Source organism: Xylanimonas protaetiae, from assembly GCF_004135385.1.
GTDB lineage: Bacteria > Actinomycetota > Actinomycetes > Actinomycetales > Cellulomonadaceae > Xylanimonas > Xylanimonas protaetiae.
Genome location: NZ_CP035493.1, coordinates 891166 through 908820 on the forward strand (window position 1 = coordinate 891166; position 17655 = coordinate 908820).

General features: G+C 73.8%; 19 protein-coding genes. 12 read left to right on the plus strand and 7 right to left on the minus strand.

Features of this window, described 5'->3' with window-relative positions; genetic code table 11:
* Positions 1-4: 4 nt before the first annotated feature.
* Complete coding sequence (locus tag ET471_RS04020) at positions 5-487, plus strand: rhodanese-like domain-containing protein (protein WP_129186707.1); 483 nt, start codon at positions 5-7, stop codon at positions 485-487.
* The gene (locus ET471_RS04025) at positions 484-1761 is read left to right on the plus strand and encodes an O-succinylhomoserine sulfhydrylase (RefSeq protein ID WP_129186708.1); all 1278 of its coding nucleotides are present in this window, start codon (positions 484-486) and stop codon (positions 1759-1761) included. Before ET471_RS04020 ends, ET471_RS04025 begins: the two co-directional genes overlap by 4 nt.
* A gap of 58 nt (positions 1762-1819) precedes the next feature.
* Here the strand turns inward: ET471_RS04025 and ET471_RS04030 are convergent, their stop codons facing one another.
* Positions 1820-2827 carry a hypothetical protein gene (locus ET471_RS04030; RefSeq protein WP_129186709.1) on the minus strand — a complete coding sequence of 336 codons (1008 nt, stop codon included), beginning with the start codon at positions 2825-2827 and terminating at the stop codon, positions 1820-1822.
* A gap of 168 nt (positions 2828-2995) precedes the next feature.
* A complete protein-coding gene (locus ET471_RS04035) occupies positions 2996-3661 on the minus strand; it encodes a hypothetical protein (protein WP_165350397.1) in 666 nt (221 codons plus the stop codon).
* A 263-nt stretch (positions 3662-3924) separates the two neighbouring features.
* On the opposite strand from ET471_RS04035, the gene ET471_RS04040 reads away from it, so the two are divergent.
* The 4 genes from ET471_RS04040 (at position 3925) to ET471_RS04055 (ending at position 8554) form a co-directional block, all read left to right on the plus strand.
* Positions 3925-4692, plus strand: coding sequence for a hypothetical protein (locus ET471_RS04040; protein ID WP_129186711.1), 768 nt, complete (start codon positions 3925-3927; stop codon positions 4690-4692).
* Positions 4692-6464, plus strand: a complete 1773-nt coding sequence (locus tag ET471_RS17885) for a hypothetical protein (RefSeq protein ID WP_165350398.1) — start codon at positions 4692-4694, stop codon at positions 6462-6464. Before ET471_RS04040 ends, ET471_RS17885 begins: the two co-directional genes overlap by 1 nt.
* A gap of 99 nt (positions 6465-6563) precedes the next feature.
* The gene (locus ET471_RS04050; RefSeq protein ID WP_129186712.1) at positions 6564-7061 is read left to right on the plus strand and encodes a helix-turn-helix domain-containing protein; all 498 of its coding nucleotides are present in this window, start codon (positions 6564-6566) and stop codon (positions 7059-7061) included.
* A gap of 353 nt (positions 7062-7414) precedes the next feature.
* Complete coding sequence (locus tag ET471_RS04055) at positions 7415-8554, plus strand: TIGR04053 family radical SAM/SPASM domain-containing protein (RefSeq protein ID WP_129186713.1); 1140 nt, start codon at positions 7415-7417, stop codon at positions 8552-8554.
* 102 nt (positions 8555-8656) lie between these two features.
* Here the strand turns inward: ET471_RS04055 and purQ are convergent, their stop codons facing one another.
* Both purQ and purS read right to left on the minus strand, forming a co-directional pair.
* A complete protein-coding gene (gene purQ / locus ET471_RS04060) occupies positions 8657-9370 on the minus strand; it encodes a phosphoribosylformylglycinamidine synthase subunit PurQ (protein WP_129186714.1) in 714 nt (237 codons plus the stop codon).
* Complete coding sequence (gene purS / locus ET471_RS04065; RefSeq protein ID WP_129186715.1) at positions 9370-9642, minus strand: phosphoribosylformylglycinamidine synthase subunit PurS; 273 nt, start codon at positions 9640-9642, stop codon at positions 9370-9372. Before purS ends, purQ begins: the two co-directional genes overlap by 1 nt.
* A gap of 139 nt (positions 9643-9781) precedes the next feature.
* Between purS and ET471_RS04070 the strand changes: the two genes are divergently transcribed.
* The 5 genes from ET471_RS04070 to ET471_RS04090 all read left to right on the plus strand — a co-directional run bounded on the left by ET471_RS04070 (position 9782) and on the right by ET471_RS04090 (position 13220).
* A complete protein-coding gene (locus ET471_RS04070; protein WP_129186716.1) occupies positions 9782-10051 on the plus strand; it encodes a DUF4190 domain-containing protein in 270 nt (89 codons plus the stop codon).
* A gap of 133 nt (positions 10052-10184) precedes the next feature.
* Positions 10185-10703, plus strand: a complete 519-nt coding sequence (locus tag ET471_RS04075) for a histidine kinase (RefSeq protein WP_242496418.1) — start codon at positions 10185-10187, stop codon at positions 10701-10703.
* A gap of 61 nt (positions 10704-10764) precedes the next feature.
* Entirely contained in the window at positions 10765-11634 is an 870-nt protein-coding gene (locus ET471_RS04080; protein WP_129186718.1) for a DUF4097 family beta strand repeat-containing protein, read from the plus strand.
* Between the two features lie 21 nt (positions 11635-11655).
* Positions 11656-12471 (plus strand): ABC transporter ATP-binding protein, encoded by an 816-nt coding sequence (locus ET471_RS04085; RefSeq protein WP_129186719.1) that lies wholly within the window; start codon positions 11656-11658, stop codon positions 12469-12471.
* Positions 12472-12473: 2 nt separating this feature from the next.
* The gene (locus tag ET471_RS04090; protein WP_129186720.1) at positions 12474-13220 is read left to right on the plus strand and encodes an ABC transporter permease; all 747 of its coding nucleotides are present in this window, start codon (positions 12474-12476) and stop codon (positions 13218-13220) included.
* Positions 13221-13328: 108 nt separating this feature from the next.
* Here ET471_RS04090 and ET471_RS04095 read toward each other — a convergent pair whose 3' ends face one another.
* From ET471_RS04095 to ET471_RS04105, 3 genes are all read right to left on the minus strand, one after another.
* Positions 13329-14276, minus strand: coding sequence for a phosphoribosylaminoimidazolesuccinocarboxamide synthase (locus ET471_RS04095; RefSeq protein WP_129186721.1), 948 nt, complete (start codon positions 14274-14276; stop codon positions 13329-13331).
* Positions 14277-14351: 75 nt separating this feature from the next.
* Positions 14352-15650 carry a phosphoribosylamine--glycine ligase gene (gene purD, locus ET471_RS04100; protein WP_129186722.1) on the minus strand — a complete coding sequence of 433 codons (1299 nt, stop codon included), beginning with the start codon at positions 15648-15650 and terminating at the stop codon, positions 14352-14354.
* Positions 15651-15824: 174 nt separating this feature from the next.
* Positions 15825-17117, minus strand: a complete 1293-nt coding sequence (locus ET471_RS04105) for an adenylosuccinate synthase (protein ID WP_129186723.1) — start codon at positions 17115-17117, stop codon at positions 15825-15827.
* 124 nt (positions 17118-17241) lie between these two features.
* On the opposite strand from ET471_RS04105, the gene ET471_RS04110 reads away from it, so the two are divergent.
* Positions 17242-17649 (plus strand): STAS domain-containing protein, encoded by a 408-nt coding sequence (locus ET471_RS04110; protein WP_129186724.1) that lies wholly within the window; start codon positions 17242-17244, stop codon positions 17647-17649.
* Positions 17650-17655 lie beyond the last annotated feature (6 nt).

The window sequence follows — 17655 nt, forward strand, 5'->3', positions numbered from 1 at the left end:
ACTCATGAGCGCGATCACCGCCGTTCCCGCCGAGGGCTACGCGGGCGACCTCACGCCGGAGCAGACGTGGGAGCTGCTCACCACCGACCCGAACGTCGTCCTGGTGGACGTGCGCACGCAGGCCGAGTGGGAGCAGATCGGCGTGCCCGACGTCGCGAGCACGGGCAAGCAGGCCGTGTTCACGCAGTGGGTGCTCAACAACGGCACGCCCAACCCGGCGTTCCTCGCCGACCTCAAGGCCGGACTCGCGGCCGCCGGTGCCGGCGACGACGCCTCGCTCGTGTTCCTGTGCCGCTCCGGCCAGCGCTCGGTCGCCGCCGCGCGCGTCGCCACGGCCGCGGGCCTCGCGCCGTCGTACAACGTGCTCCAGGGCTTCGAGGGCGCGCCGGGGCTCTCCGGCGTCCGCGACGTGGAGGGCTGGAAGGTCGCCCGGCTGCCCTGGCGCACCAGCTACACCGACGGCGCCCCCGCGGGCGACGCGCGATGACCGCGCCGATCGTCACCGGCCCCGCGGGCGACGCCACGCGGCCCGGCGGCTCGGGTCGCGGCCCGCTCCCTGCGAGCGCCCGCCCCCGCACGCTCGCGGTGCGCGGCGGCCACCGCCGCTCCGAGTACCAGGAGACGTCGGAGCCGATCTACCTCACGCAGGGCTACGTCTACGACTCCGCCGCCGACGCCGAGGCGGCGTTCGCGGGCGACCTGTCGCGCTTCGTCTACTCGCGCTACGGCAACCCGACCGTGCACGCCTTCGAGGAGCGCCTGCGCCTCGTCGAGGGCCCCGAGGCCGAGGCCTGCTACGCCACGGCGACGGGCATGAGCGCCGTGTTCACCGCGCTCGCCGCGCTGGTCAAGGCCGGCTCGCGCATCGTCTCGGCGCGCGCCCTCTTCGGCTCGACGAACGTCATCTACGAGGAGATCTTCGCCAAGTGGGGCGTGAGCGTCGACTACGTCGACGGGCACGTGCTCTCGCAGTGGGAGGAGGCGCTCTCCCGCCCGGCCGACGTCGTGTTCTTCGAGTCGCCCTCCAACCCCATGCAGGACCTCGTCGACGTGCGCCGCGTGGCCGAGCTCGGCCACGCGGCCGGTGCTGTCGTCGTCGTCGACAACGTGTTCGCGACGCCCGTGCTCCAGAAGCCCCTCCAGCTCGGGGCGGACGTCGTCGTGTACTCGGCGACCAAGCACATCGACGGGCAGGGCCGCGTGCTGGGCGGGGCGATCCTGGGCTCGCGCGCGTTCCTCGAAGGGCCCGTCCAGACCTTCATCCGCAACACCGGGCCGTCGCTCAGCGCGTTTAACGCGTGGGTGCTGCTCAAGGGCCTCGAGACGCTCGACCTGCGCGTCCGCGCCCAGACGGACGCCGCGCTCGAGGTGGCGACGGCGCTCGAGAGCCTCGACGGGCTCTCGGTCGTGCGCTACCCGTTCCTGACGTCGCACCCGCAGCACGAGCTCGCGGTGGCGCAGCAGGCCGGCGGCGGCACGGTCGTCACGTTCGACCTCGCCGTGCCCGACGGGCTCGACCCCGTCGAGGCGAAGAAGCGCACCTTCCAGTTCCTCGACGCGCTCCAGGTCATCGACATCTCGAACAACCTCGGCGACGCCAAGTCGATGGTCACCCACCCGGCGACCACGACGCACCGCAAGCTCGGCCCGGCGGGCCGCGCCAAGGTGGGCATCAACGAGACGACGGTCCGCCTGTCGGTGGGCCTGGAGGACCCGGCGGACCTCGTCGACGACGTGACGCAGGCGCTCGCCGCGCTCTGACCCCTGCGTTTCGATGTAGTACCTCCTTGCGTTCTGAGCCCCCAGACGCAAGGAAGTACTACGCCGAAAGCGAGGGACGCAGGACCGCCCGGTCCGGCACCAGGCGGCCGGGCGCCCATCCCGCCCGGCGCAGGATCGGCGTCACCAGCGGGGCGAGAGCGCCCCGCCATACGTCCTCCGACGTCACGCGGACGAGCTGGACGCCGCCCGTGAGCAGCGCGTTCTGCCGACGACGGTCGCGGAAGAGGGCGTCGGGCAGCGAGTGCGGGTCCGCACCGTCGACCTCGACGACGAGCCACCGGTCTTCCCCGAGCCACCACCCGAGATCGCACCGCGCGACGAACCGTCCGCCCACGTCGACCACCTCGACCTGGAGAGCGTCGGGCGGGACGCCCGCATCGATGCAGCCCAGCCGGGCGACGGACTCCAGCGGAGACTCGGAGCGGGCGTCGGCGAGCGCCCAGACGTCGTGCGTCCGTTCCACACCCGGCCGGCCCCGGGCTCGCTCGTGCGCGGCCGCGACACCGGCCGCGTCGGTCAGCCGAAGATGGCAGGCGCTGTCCAGCACCGCGAGCGCCCGCCGGCGTCCGAGGCTGGGGACCGTGTGCACGAGCGCGTTCTCGACCGACGACACCGGCCACCCGTCACGCATGACGACGGAGCAGCCGTCGTACCGGCGGACCGTGATGCCGTCGCGCGGACGTCGCGGCCCGCCGTCCCGCACGGCGGCCTCGGGCTCGATGTCGACGGGCAGGCCCTGGACGCCGTGCATCGCGAGGGCACAGGCGCCGACGGCGAACGCGTTGCCGCCGAGGGCCAGCAGCGCGACGAGCGCGGCCCGGCGCCGCCGATGGTCGAACGCCTCGTGCCCGGTCCGCTCGCGGGGTGGGACCAGGACGGTGTCGTACACGCCTCGGGTGACCGGGAGGATCCGGCGCTGGCTCGCGAGACGCGCGACCCGCGCGCCGTCCACCCTGTGCAGGGTGAGCTGGGCGGAGGCGAGCAGACCCTCCTGCTCGGCGGCAAGACGGAGGAGACCAGGAGGCAGGGGCCGGGGCGTGCGCACGGCCCCATGCGACCAGCCGGCGCGGCGCCGCCACGCGGCAGAGCGGCGGCCTTGTGCGCAACGAGGCGGAAGGCGCGGCTGTGGACAGGTAGCGGCGGCCGGCACCGCGGCCGGCCGACCGGCCGGATCAGGGCGGCCCGGGTGCCGGTGGCGTCAGGGCAGGCGGCGTCAGGGCAGGCGGAACGCGCGACCCACCGCGAGGCGGGTCAGGCTGGCGCAGACCGTGTCCGTGAGCAGCGCGCGGATCCGGTAGGTGCCCGTCGTCACGCCTGCCAGCGGCAGGCGGGCGGCCCACTCGCCGTGGCGCCAGCCGGGCTCCACGAGGCCCGTCGAGACGACGACGGCCTCGTCGTCGTCGCGCACCAGCATGACCACGAGCTCGCGACCCGCCTCGTGCGTGCCGAGCGCGAGCTCGCCCGAGGCGACGAGCTCGCCGTCCGGCCCGGCCTTGCCCTCGAGGCGGTGGCGGCCGTCGACGTGGACGAACCCGTCGAGGAACTCGTCGATGGTGACCCACTCGGTGCACTGCGCGGCGTTGAACCAGGAGTCGGTCAGGCGCGCGGTGACCGGGCGGACGCCCGCGTGCCGGTGCGCCAGCGCGCCGGCCTCGAAGTGCACCGCCCAGGTACCGTCGGTCACGCGGCCCGTGCGGGTGACGCCGGCGACGCTCACCTCGACCTCGACACCGTCGACCTCCGTGCCGTACGCGCGGCCCGAGACCTCGAAGCGGCAGAACGTCGTCAGTGCGCGCGGGCAGACCGTGAGCTCGACCCGGGGCGCGACATAGACGACGTCGTCGGCGGTGACGACGTCAGACTGGTGACGCTCGGTCATCGTCATGGTGCGGCTTCCTCGGCGGTCGTGTCGGGTGGTGCGGCTATCGTCCCCCGGGATCGGCTCCGACCCGCGCCAGAGGGGCGCGAAGTGCTTGTTCGTGGACAGGACCCGGGATTGTGGTGTTAGACACATCCGCTGGGCGGCGGGCAGAAGGCGTGCGCGCCAGCCCGCACGACAGGCCGCGCGGGGCGTCGTCGCACGGCCGGTAGCGTAGGCACCTGGCGCCGGGAGCCCCCGGCCCGTTCGACTTGGGAGCACGAGTGACCGACGGGTTCATCGCCAGTCCCCCACGGCCCGTCGCCGACCAGACGGCCGCCCACGGGTACGGCGAGCGCATGGAGCGCATGGTGGCCATGGCCGCCGCCGAGGCGGCCGACGCCGTCGGCGAGGCGCGCGAGAAGGCGGCGCAGCTGCTCACCGACGCGCGCCGCGACGCAGACACGACGGTCACCGAGGCGCAGGTCCACGCGACGGCGACGATCGCCGCGGCGCGCGCCGAGTCCGACCGCCTGCTCGCCGAGGGCCGCGACGCCGCCGCCGAGGCGCGCCGCGAGGCCGCCGCCGCGGCCGACGCCCTGACCCGCGAGACGTTGCAGGCCGCCGGGGACGAGCGCCGCCGCGCCGAGCACGACGCCCGCACCACGGTTGCCGACGCCCAGGAGAAGGCGCACCGCCTGGTCGAGGAGGCCCGCATCGAGGCCGCCCGCATCGAGGCGCGCGCCCAGGCGCTGCGCGACGAGGCCGAGACGGCCCGCACCGAGGCGCTCGCCGAGGCCGAGGAGATCCGCCGCCAGGCTAAGGCCGACGCCGACGCCGCCACGTCGACCGCCGCCGCGCGCGCCGCGGGCCTCGTCGCCGAGGCGCAGACGGAGGTCGCGCGCGTGCGCGCCGACGCCGAGCGCTCCACGCGCGAGCTCGTGCAGCGCCGCGACCAGATCGCCGTCCAGCTCGAGACCCTGCGCCGCTCGCTCGGTCTGGGCGCCGGCCCGGCCCCCGCCCCCGCCCAGCACGACGGAGGCGAGCAGTGATGCGCTGGTTCCGCAACCACCCGGCCGACGACCCGCAGGCGCCCGCCCCCGAGGGGTCGCACCCCTGGTGGGCCGAGCCCGCCGATGCGCCCGGCGTCCCGCCGCTCGAGCCCGACTTCGACACGATCGTCGGCGGCGGGCCCGCCGAGCAGACCGAGGCGTCCGCGCCCGTCCCCGAGCGCCGCACGGTGCTCGGCGGGATCCCGCGCTCGTTCGCGCCGTCGTCGTTCCAGCCGACCGCGCCCACCGAGTCCTACGTCCCCGTGTTCGGGTTCGGCGACGACGCCCCGCAGGTCGTCGGCGCGCGGCGCGACGAGGTGGGTCCCGACGGCGCTGCGTCCGACGACGCCGGGTCCGACGATGCTGCGTCCGACAGCGCTGCGTCCGGTGGCGCTGGGTCCGGTGGCGCTGGGTCCGGTGGCGCCGCGTCCGGTGGCGAGGTCCGGGACGGTGGAGGGCGGGACGCTGGCTTCCCCGCCGACGTCGCGCCAGAGCAGCACGACGTAGCGCACGACGAGGCCACGTCCGCCCGCGACGACGCGCCGCAGGTTCCGCTCGCGCCCGACGCGGCGGCCACCGCTGCCGACGAGCGGGCTGGCGGCGTCCTGACGGGCACCCCGGGGACGAGCTACGCACCGACGGACTTCGAGCCCACGCAGACAGACCCCGCACACACCGGGTTCGTGCAGACGGAGCCCGCGCAGACCGAGCCCGCCCGGACCGACGGGCTCGACGCCCCCGCCGGCGTCGCGCCGGAGCAGCACGACGACGCGGGCGCCGAGCCCGCGTCGAGCATCGACCCCGAGGAGTCGCACGTGCCCGTGGGCACCGAGGAGGGCACGTTCGCCGACGACGTCGCCGCCGAGCCGCTGAACCTGCCCGAGGACGCGGACGCGTTCGACGTCGTCGTCACGGAGGCCGACCTCGACGACGACGAGTACCTCCCCGCAGCCGTCCTCCCGACCGCGGCGGACGAGGAGATCCCCGTCCCCGTCGCCGAGATCGGGCTGAGCTTCGGCGAGCGCATCGAGCGCCTCATCGCCGCGGCCGTCACCGAGGCGGAGAACACGCGCGCCGACGCGCAGCACGAGGCCACCCAGCTGGTGCAGTCCGCCCAGCTCGACGCCGAGCACACGGTCGCGGCCGCCCAGCGACAGTCGGCCGAGATCGTCGCCGCGACGCAGCGCCGGTGCGACGACGAGCTCGCGGCCGCGCAGCGCACGCGCGAGGAGGCCGACCAGGTGCTGGCGGACGCCCGCGCCGAGGCCGAGCAGCTGCGTCGCCGCGTCCGTGACGAGGTCACGGAGCTGCGCTCGGAGATCGACCTGCACGCGCAGGCCATGCTCGCGCGCACGCACGCCGACACCAACCGGACGCTCGCGTCCGCCCGCGCGGAGCTCGAGGAGATCACGCTGCGCAAGGCGGAGCTCGAGGAGCAGATGTCCGCGATCCGCGCGCTGCTCAGCGACGCGGTCGTCGAGCCGCTGCCGCAGGACGTCAGCGGGTTCCTCGGCGCGCCCGCCGCCGAGCCGACGCGCACGGAGCCGACGGCGTCCGCGGCCGCGTCAGCGTCCTCGGCCGACTTTGCCGGCTCTGCGTCCTCCACCGACTCGGCAGGCTCCGCGTCATCCGCCGACTCCGCGTCATCCGCCGACTCCGCAGAGCCCACCGCCTCTGGCGACGCTCCCGCCTCCGGCGACGCCGCCGCGTCCGCCGCCTCCCCTGGCTCGGCGTCCTCAGCCGACTCCGCCGACCGCGGCAGGCACCTCTAGCACCCCGGTGTGGCGCCCACAGCATCCTGTGGGCGCCACACCCGCACTCTTCGCGCCCCCGGACAGCGGAGATCGCGCCCCTCCCGTCACACTCGTGGTATGCCCACGCCAGCAGCGGTCCGCCTCCACGAGCGGCCCGTTGCTGCCCATCTGCGGCCGCTCCCGGCGCGGGACCCGTCGCGCGCCGCGCTGCGCGCCCGGGTGCTCGAGGTCATCGCCGCGGAGGCGGCGAACCCGCACCTGACGCCCGCCGACGTCGCCGCGGCGCTGGGCATCACGGACCGCACGCTCGCCCGGCTCTTCGAGCACGCCCCCCGGAGCGTCGCCGGCCACATCGCCCAGGCCCGGCTGGACCTCGCGCTCGAGCACCTCGACGACGCCCGCTTCTCCGGGGACCTCGACGTCGTCGCGCGGCGTTCGGGCTACAGCTCGGTCGCAGACCTCGACCGCGCCGTCCTGGCCTCGACCGGCCTGACGCCCGCGGACCACCAGACGGACGCCGACGACGAGCCGCCCGTCGCAGGCCCGCGGCGGGGCTACCGGCCCACGCTCCCTCGCGGCCGACGCGCCCGCGACGTCGTCGCACTCTTGCGCTGAGCACGCGCCACCCCTGCACCGGCGCCCACCGCGCTCCCGAGCCCCACGGCCGTCCTCAGGCGCTCAACACACGCCGCCCCTTCGCGCGCCCAGCACACGCCGCGCCCAGCACACGCCACGCCCCACACACACCGCGCCCCCGCACGCGCCGCACCCCGCACACGCCGTCCCGCGCCGGGCTCCCGGCGCCTCGCAAGAGCCGCACCGGCGACGAACCCGCAGGTCACCGCCGTCGGGCCCCAGCACGCGCCCACGGCGGCACGGTGCCGCAAGCGCCAGTGACCGCCCTCACGTACCGGCGTCGGACGGCGAGCCGCTAGCGTCGGCGTACCCCTGAACGAAGGAGTCGGTCGATGACGATGGCCCCGACCCACCCCTCGGCCGCCACGGCGATCGGCGCCGTCCGGCACGAGAACTTCGCGTACCAGCGCGCCCCGATGATCGTGTACTGGGAGCTGACGACGGCCTGCGGCCTCGCGTGCCGCCACTGCCGGGCGGAGGCCGTACGCCAGCCGCTGCCGGGCGAGCTCACGACGCGCCAGGCGCTGGCGGTGCTCGACCAGATCACCGAGTTCGGCGACCCGCTCCCCCACGTCGTCATGACGGGCGGCGACCCGCTGCGCCGCGCCGACCTGGACGAGCTCATCGCCGCCGCGACGGACCGCGGCATCGGCGTCTCGCTCGCCCCGGCCGCCACGCCGCTGCTGGGCCGCGACCGGCTGGAGGGCCTGCGGGAGCTGGGGGTGCAGGCCATCTCGTTGAGCCTCGACGGGTCCACGGCCGCCCTGCACGACGGCGTCCGGCAGGTGCCGGGCACGTTCGAGACGACCCTGGAGCTGCTCGACGTCGCCGCGTCCGTCGGGATGCCGGTCCAGGTGAACACCCTGGTCACGGCCGACACGCTGCCGGACATGCCCGCCGTCTACGAGCTGCTGCGCACGCGCACGCTCATGACCTGGAGCCTGTTCTTCCTCATCTCCACGGGCCGCGGCACGCAGCTCCAGGAGCCGTCGCCGGGCGAGGCCGAGAAGCTCATGCGGTGGCTGCTGAGCATCGCACGCGAGGCCCCGTTCGTGGTGCGCACCACGGAGGCGACGTCGTACCGCCGCGTCGCGGCGATGCGCCACGAGAAGGCCGGCCGCACGCCCGCCGAGATCGAGGCGCTGCCGATGGCCCGGTCGTTCGGGATCCGTGACGGCAACGGCATCGTGTTCGTCTCGCACACGGGCGACGTCACGCCGTCGGGCTTCCTGCCGCTCGCCGTCGGCAACGTCAAGGAACGCTCGCTCGTGGACCTGTACCGCGACGACGCGACGATGCGCGCCCTGCGCGACCCGGCCGGCTTCAAGGGCCGCTGCGGCGACTGCGAGTACCACCTGTGGTGCGGCGGCTCGCGCGCCCGCGCCTACGCGCACACGGGCGACCCGCTCGAGTCGGACCCGCTGTGCCCATACCAGCCGGGCACGCGGCACTCCGTCATCGCGGCGTCGTAGGGAACGACGTCGTCTCGGCGGTGCAGAGAACGACGTCGTCGCGGCGTCGTAGGCACCGCGAAGGGGGCCCGTCACGACGACGGGCCCCCTTCGCGGTGCGGGTCAGGCGTTGACGAGCGCCGCGAGCACCGAGGTGAAGAAGCCGAGGCCGTCCGTGCCCTGGCGGGCACCGGCGGCGGCGTCGGGGCCGAAGCCCGCCTCGACGGCGTGCTCGGGGTGCGGCATGAGCCCGACGACGTTGCCCCGCTCGTTGGTGATGCCCGCGATGTTGCGGCGCGAGCCGTTGGGGTTCCAGCCGTCGTAGCGGAACACCACGCGGCCCTCGCCCTCGAGCTCGTCGAGCGTGTGCTCGTCGGCGACGTACTGGCCGTCCTGGTTCTTCAGCGGCACCGTGATGCGCTGGCCGGCCTCGTACTGGTTGGTCCAGGCGGTCGTGGCGTTCTCGACGACCAGCACCTGCTCGCGGCAGATGAAGTGTAGGTGGTCGTTCTTGACCATCGAGCCGGGCAGCAGGTGCGCCTCGGTGAGGATCTGGAAGCCGTTGCAGATGCCGAGGACGGGCAGGCCGCCCTGCGCGGCGTCGGCGACCGACGTCATGGCGGCGGCGAAGCGGCTGATCGCGCCCGCGCGCAGGTAGTCGCCGTAGGAGAACCCGCCGGGGATCACGACGGCGTCGACGCCCTGGAGGTCGGCGTCCGCGTGCCACAGGGCGACGGGGGTGGCGCCGGCGAGGCGGACCGCGCGCTGCGCGTCCCGGTCGTCGAGCGTGCCGGGGAAGGTGATGACGCCGATGCGGGCGCCCTCGACGCCCGTCATCAGGCGTTGACCGCGGTCGCGGCGGGGGTGGCGTCGAAGACGTTGACGACGTCCTCGATGATCGGGTTGCTCAGCAGCGTCTCGGCGGCCTGCTGCGCGGCGGCGAGGATCTCGGGCGTGACGTCGCCCTCGACCTCGAGCTCGAACCGCTTGCCCTGCCGCACGCTGGTGAACTGCGTGAACCCGAGGCGCGGCAGCGCCCCGACCACGGCCTTGCCCTGGGGGTCCAGGATCTCGGGCTTGGGCATGACCTCGACGACGACGCGTCCCACAGGGGCTCCTCGAATGAATCTCTCGCGAGAGGAAGGGGGGTGTGCGGCGTCAGTCTACCGGGCAGCAACGGCGGCCTGATCCCGCGTCTCGACGGGACATCGGTCGGCCGTCGCGGGACGGTGGTGCGACCATCGACTCATGACCCACGGCAGCTACGGCTCGTTCTCCGCACCGGCCCCTCGGACCGAGGGCGTCGACGGCTACGCCATCGCCGCGATCGTCACCTTCCCCCTCGGCCTCGTCCCGATCATCCTCGGCTTCGTCTCCCTGCGGCGGATCCGGCGCACGGGCCAGGGCGGCCGGGTCCTCGCGTACGTCGCGATCGGGCTGGGCGTCCTCTCGGCGATCTTCGGCATGGCGCTCTTCATGGCGACGATGGCGATCCTGCCGGAGCTGACGGGCTCCTGACCGGGAGACCCACGACACCACGGCCCGCCTCCCGACACCGGGGGCGGGCCTCTTTCTGCCCGCTGACCTGCTGCATCACGATTGACACCACAAAGGTGTTGTCATGACACCACTGTGGTGTCATAGTTGCGTCATGGACATCACGCGGTACGTCGACGACCTCCAGCAGCGGCTCACCCAGGCGGCCGAGACCGGGGGGCCCGAGGCCCAGCAGATCGCGCAGCGCCTCACGGGCACGCTCGACGCCGCCGTCCGCCTCGTTCTTCTCGACGCCCTGTCGGCCGCCGCCGGCGAGATCTCCACGGAGCTCGCCCCCGGGTCCGTCGACGTGCGTCTGCGGGGCGGCGAACCCGAGTTCGTCGTCGCCCTCCCCGAGCCCGACGCCGGCCGCACCGGCGCCGCACCCGCACCCGCCTCCTTCGCCCCGCCGGCACCCCCGGCCGACGCCGAGGACGGCGCCACCACCCGCACCACGCTCCGCCTGCCCGACAACCTCAAGGCCCAGGTCGAGGTCTCCGCGGCCCGCGACGGCGTGTCCGTCAACACCTGGCTCGTGCGCGCCGTCTCCGCCGCGCTCGCCCAGGGCACCCCCGCCGGCACCACCCGCGTCACGCGGGTCGGCGGCACCCACGTCACCGGCTGGGTGCGCTGACGCGCCCACCCGTCACGCACCACCTTCTCCGCGGCCCCGCCGCACCTTCCTTGGAGCAACCATGCCTACTTTCCCTGCCTCCGGTCCGGTCACCGTCGTCGTCGACCAGGTCGCCGGCACCGTCCAGGTGGTCGCCGCAGAGCGCGACGACGCCGTCGTCACGATCCTGCCCACCAACCCCGGCAAGGCGGCCGACGCCCGACTCGCCCAGGAGACGACCGCGACCTTCGCCAACAACGTCCTGACCGTCGGGTCCCCGACGTCGCTGCGGAAGCTCGTGATCGGCCCCAAGGGCACCGTCGAGGTCACGATCGAGGTGCCGCTCGGCTCCGACCTGACCGGCAAGCTCGCCTTCGGCCCGCTGTACACGGAGGGGCCGCTCGGCGTCGTCGACGTCGCGCTGTCCGCCGGCAACGGCACGATCGACCAGGCCACGCGGCTCGACGTGCGCGCAGCGGCCGGCAGCGTCGTCGTCGGGCGCGTGTCCGGGACGGCGACGATCACGTCGGCCGCCGGGTCGGTGCGGGTCCGCGAGCTGAGCGGCGACGGCACGATCAAGTCCTCGGCGGGCGACGTCACGGTCGGCTCCGTCGCGGGCTCGCTCGAGGTCGCGGGCGCCCACGGCGAGATCGTCGTCGGGCGCGTGCGCGGCACCGTCGGGGCCAAGACGTCGTCGGGCGGCATCCGCATCGACTCGCTCGACGAGGGCGTCGCGACCCTCCACACGTCCTACGGGTCGGTCGAGGTGGGCGTGCCGGAGGGCACGGCCGCCTGGCTCGACGCGTCCACCAAGTTCGGCCAGGTGCGCAACCGGCTCACGCCGTCCGGCGCGCCCGACGGCGGCCCCACCGCCGAGATCCACGCCACCACCTCCTACGGCGACGTCGTCGTGCGCCGCCCGGAGTCCACCTCCCCGTTCACCGGGGTCTGAGAGCACCGAGGAGAAGCGATCATGACTGCCACGATCCAGGTCACCGACCTGCGCAAGTCCTTCGGCGACAACGCCGTGCTCCAGGGCGTCACCTTCGAGGTGCGGCGGGGCGAGATCTTCGCCCTGCTCGGCTCGAACGGCGCCGGCAAGACCACCACCATCAACATCCTGTCGACGCTCCTGGCCGCCGACAGCGGCAGCGCCGCGCTCGCGGGGCACGACGTCGCCGCCGAGGCCGGCAAGGTCCGCCAGGCCATCTCGCTCACGGGCCAGTTCGCGGCCGTCGACGAGATCCTCACGGGCCGCGAGAACCTCGAGCTCATCGCGGTGCTGCGCCGCGAGCGGGCGCCGAAGCAGGTCGCCACGGACCTGCTGGCCCGCTTCGGGCTCACGGAGGCGGCCGACCGCCGCGCCGGCACCTACTCCGGCGGCATGAAGCGGCGGCTCGACATCGCCATGAGCCTGGTCGGCACGCCCGAGATCATCTTCCTGGACGAGCCCACCACAGGCCTCGACCCCGAGGGGCGCCTCGAGGTGTGGAAGACCGTCAAGGAGCTCGCCGACGGCGGCACCACGATCCTGCTCACCACGCAGTACCTCGACGAGGCGGAGGCGCTGGCCGGCCGCATCGCGATCCTGCACGGCGGCACGATCATCGCGAACGGCACGCTCGCCGAGCTCAAGGCGATGTTCCCGCCCGCCACGGTCGAGTACGTCGAGAAGCAGCCGACGCTCGAGGAGATCTTCCTCGCCATCACCGGCTCGACGTCGTCGGCCGCCACGACCGGCACCACGACCGGCACCAAGACCGGCACCACGACCGGCAAGGAGGCCTGACCATGTTCCGCGACACCACCGCCCTCACGGGCCGCCTCATGAAGCAGATCCTGCGGTCCCCGGACACCATCATCACGGTGGCCGTCACGCCGCTCGCTCTGTTCCTGCTGTTCCGCTACGTCTTCGGCGGGGCCATCCAGGGCACGGGCAACTACACGAACTACCTGCTGCCGGGCATCCTGCTCATCACGGTCGCCTCGGGCGTCGCGTACACGGCGTTCCGCCTGTGGGGCGACAAGCAGAAGGGCATCAACGCCCGGTTCCAGACCATGCCGATCGCCCGCTCGGCGGTCCTGTGGTCGCACGTGCTGACGTCGGTGTTCTCGAACCTCGTCACGGCCGCGATCATCATCGGGGTCGGGTTCGCGATGGGCTTCCGCCCGCAGGCGTCGTTCGCCGGCTGGCTCGGGTTCCTCGGCCTGCTGGTGCTGTTCACGCTCGCCCTGACGTGGCTGGCCGTCGTCCCGGGCCTCACGGCCTCGACCATGGAGGGCGCGTCGGCCTTCAGCTACCCGCTGATCTTCCTGCCGTTCCTGTCGTCGGCCTTCGTGCCGACGGCGACCATGCCGGGCCCGGTCCGGTGGTTCGCGGAGAACCAGCCGGTCACGTCGATCGTCGAGTCCATGCGGGCCCTGATCGACCACCGCCCGGTGGGAACGGACATCTGGGTCGCGCTCGCGTGGCTGGTGGGCCTGGGTCTGCTGGCCTACGCGCTGGCGGTCCGCACCTACGGCCGAACCCGCACCTGACCCGCCCACCCGACCCGGCCCACCCGGCCCACCCGGCTCGCGGGCGACTCTGAAGGTCCGCGTATGGGCTCCCATACGCGGACCTTCAGGGTCGCTCGACCGTCGTGGTCAGGTGAGGGGGGCGCCCGTCAGGCGTTCGTAGGCCTCCAGGTAGCGGGCGCGGGTTCTAGCCACGATGTCGGCCGGGAGAGGCGGGGGCGGCGTGTCCGTCGCGCGGTCCCAGCCCGACGCCGGGGACGTCAGCCAGTCGCGGACGTACTGCTTGTCGTAGCTCGGCTGGGCGTGGCCGGGCTCCCACGCGTCGGCGGGCCAGAAGCGCGACGAGTCCGGGGTGAGCACCTCGTCGCCCAGGACGACGACGCCGGTGGCCGGGTCGACGCCGAACTCCAGCTTGGTGTCCGCCAGGATGATGCCCCGCTCGCGCGCGATCTGCTCGGCCCGTGCATACACGGCCAGCGTGAGGTCGCGCAGCGTCGTCGCCGGACCCTCGCCGAGCGCCTCGACGACGGCGGAGAACGGCACGTTCTCGTCGTGCTCGCCCACCTCGGCCTTGGTGGCCGGGGTGAAGATCGGCTCGGGCAGCCGCGACCCGTCGACCAGCCCGGGCGGCAGGGCGATCCCCGTGACCGACCCGGACGCGCGGTACTCCGCGAGGCCCGAGCCCGTCAGGTACCCGCGCACCACGCACTCGACGGGGTACATCTGCAGGCGCCGGCAGATCATCGCGCGGCCCGCGACGACGTCGGGCACCAGGCCGTCGAACGGCTCCGCGCTGGCCTCGGTCGACACCACGTGGTTGGGCACGACGTCGGCAAGCTGCTCGAACCACCACAGGCTGAGCTGGGTCAGCACCACGCCCTTGTCGGGGATGCCGGGGCTGAGCACGTGGTCGTACGCCGACACGCGGTCCGAGGCGACGACGAGCACGACGTCGCCCAGCGGGTGCGCGCCGCCCAGCGCGGGCAGGTCGGGCTCGTACAGGTCACGGACCTTGCCGGAGTAGACGTGCCGCCAGCCGGGCAGGTCGAGGGCGCCGCCGCCGAACGCTTCAGTCACGATCGTGACCTCTCGTGTGTAGGAGTGATGGTCCGCGAACCCGCCCTGCGACGTCGCGCAGGATGACGGGTGCGGTCAGAGGGACGGAACGGTGATCTCGCCGCGGCCGGCCTTGAGGCCGATGTCCGTGCGGTGGTGCGAGCCCTCCAGGCCGATGCGGGCGACGCCCTCGTAGGCGCGGGCGCGGGCCTCGTCGAACGTCGCGCCCTCGGCGACGACCGAGAGCACGCGGCCGCCGGCGGAGACCAGCGTGCCGTCCACGGTCACCGAGGTGCCGGCGTGCAGCACGTGCACGCCGTCGAGCGCCTCGGCGTCGTCGATGCCCGTGACGGGGTCGCCGGTGCGGTTCGCCCCCGGGTAGCCCTGCGAGGCGACGACGACGTTGACCACCGGCGACGACGACCAGCGCAGCGCGGGCAGCTCGTCGATCGCGCCCGTGGCCGAGGCGAGCAGCAGCGTGGACAGCGGGGACTGCAGGCGGGCGAGGACGACCTGCGTCTCGGGGTCGCCGAAGCGGGCGTTGAACTCGACGACGCGCGTGCCGCGCGACGTGAGCGCGAGCCCCACGTAGAGCACGCCCGCGAAGGGGGTGCCGCGGCGGGCCATCTCGTCGATCGTCGGCTGCGCGATGCGCTCGACGACCTCGTCGACCAGGCCGGCGGGGGCCCAGTCGAGCGGCGAGTAGGCGCCCATGCCGCCCGTGTTGGGCCCGGCGTCGTCGTCGCCCACGCGCTTGAAGTCCTGCGCGGGCTGGAGCGGCACCACGTGGGTGCCGTCGGAGATGACGAAGAGCGAGACCTCCGGGCCGTCGAGGTACTCCTCGACGACCACCCGGGCATCGCCCGGAGACGATGCCCCCCGGGCTGCCAGCGCCTCGGCCCCGTGGGCCAGCGCCTCCTCCCGGGAGGACGTCACGACGACGCCCTTGCCCGCGGCCAGCCCGTCGTCCTTGACGACGTACGGCGCGCCGAACGCGTCGAGCGCGGCCGCGACCTCCTCGACCGTGGTGCACACGTGCGCCATCGCCGTCGGCACGCCGGCCGCGGCCATGACGTCCTTGGCGAACGACTTCGAGCCCTCGAGCTGCGCGGCGGCGGCCGTCGGGCCGAAGACCGGGAAGCCCGCCGCGGCGACGGCGTCCGCGACGCCCGCGACCAGCGGCGCCTCGGGCCCGACGACGACGAGGTCCGCCCCGAGCGACGCGGCGAGCGCAGCGACGGCGGCGCCGTCGTTCGCGTCGACGGCGTGGAGCGTCGCCTCGCGCGCGATGCCCGGGTTGCCGGGAGCGGCGTGCAGCTCGTGGACGCCCTCGGCGGCCAGGGAGTGAACGATGGCGTGCTCGCGGGCGCCGGGCCCGACGACGAGGATCTTCACGGGCGCCAAGTGTAGGCAGCCGCGTCGCCTCGCGGCGCGGCCGCCCGCTCCGCGGCGCCTGCCGATCCCCGGGGTTGGGGGCAGGCCCCGGTCGGGTCGGCGGTTCTGCTTCGGGTCGGCGGATGTATCAGCCGACCCGAAACAGAACCGCCGACCCGGCCGCGCGGGCCCGCGTCAGCGCGCGTGGATCAGGTCGTGCACCGGGATGATCTCGTCGCGGCGCGGGCCGACGCCCACCGCGGAGATGCGGCAGCCCGAGATGTCCTCGATGTAGCGGAGGTACGCCTGGGCGTTGGCGGGCAGGTCCGAGATCTCGCGCGCACCCGAGATGTCCTCCCACCAGCCAGGGAGCTCCTCGTAGACCGGCTTCGCGTGGTGGAAGTCGCTCTGGTTGTCGGGCATCTCGTCGAAGCGCGTGCCGTCGACGTCGTAGCCCACGCACACCGGCACCTTGTCGAGGCCGGTGAGCACGTCGAGCTTGGTGACCACGAGGTCCGTCAGGCCGTTGACGCGCGAGGCGTAGCGCGCGATGACGGCGTCGTACCAGCCGGTGCGGCGCGCGCGGCCGGTGGTCACGCCGTACTCGCCACCCGTCTTGCGCAGGTACTCGCCCTTGTCGTCGAACAGCTCGGTGGGGAACGGGCCCTCGCCGACGCGCGTCGTGTACGCCTTGATGACGCCGATGACGGAGTCGACGCGGGTCGGCCCGATGCCCGAGCCCGTCACCGCACCGCCCGCGGTGGCCGACGACGACGTCACGAACGGGTAGGTGCCGTGGTCGATGTCGAGCATCGTCGCCTGGCCGGCCTCGAAGAGCAGCGTCTTGCCCTCGTCGAGCGCGTTGTTGAGCACCAGGGGCGTGTTCGCGACCATCGGCTTGAGCCGGTCCGCGTACGCCAGCAGCTCCTCGGTGACGGCGTCGACGTCGACCGCGCGGCGGTTGTACATCTTCACCAGCAGGTGGTTCTTCTGGTTGAGCGAGCCCTCGATCTTGTCGTGCAGGATCTTCGGGTCGAACAGGTCCGCGATGCGGATGCCCAGGCGGTTGATCTTGTCCGCGTAGGCCGGGCCGATGCCGCGGCCCGTCGTCCCGATGCGGCGCGAGCCGAGGAACCGCTCGGTCACCTTGTCCAGCGTCCGGTGGAACGAGGTGATGACGTGCGCCTGCGACGAGACCAGCAGGCGCGAGACGTCTACGCCGCGCGACTCGAGCGCCTCGAGCTCCTCGAACAGCACCTCGATGTCGACGACGACGCCGTTGCCGATCACCGGCACGACGCCCTCGGACAGGATGCCCGACGGCAGCAGGTGCAGGGCGTACTTCTCGTCACCGATGACGACGGTGTGCCCGGCGTTGTTGCCGCCGTTGAACTTGACGACGTAGTCGACGCGCGACCCGAGCAGGTCCGTCGCCTTGCCCTTGCCCTCATCGCCCCACTGGGCACCGACGAGCACGACTGCAGGCATGGGGATCCTTCCCTTGGATGGCTTGTTGCCCCGGTGGTCACGTGACGACGCGACAACCTGGACCGCAGCGCAGTTTACCGGTCGTTGACCATCTCACCCGGGTGTTGTCGCGTACTCTCGCAGCATGATCGAGATCGCGACGTCGCCGACGACGACGACCCTCGTGATCACCGGCGACCTCGACCTCGCCGAACGCGACCAGTTCCCGGAGATCGCCTCCCGCGTGGTCGGCCTGCGCCGCCAGCTGCTCGTCATCGACATGTGCCGCGTGACGTTCATGGACTCCACGGGCGCGGCGTTCCTCATCTCGCTGGCGGACTCGGGCCGCAAGCGCGGCGGCGCCACCGTGCTGCGCGGCGCCGACGAGCGCGACCTGTTCGTGCTCGAGGTGTGCGGCGCGCTCGACATGTTCCGCGTGGACCGCGACCACGACTGCGAGGACTCGGCAGCCGACACGGCGTTCACGCGTCCAGGCGCGGCCGGGAGCCCCGCGGCCGACCCGCTCCCGCACCGGCCGCGACCGACCGCCTGACCCGCG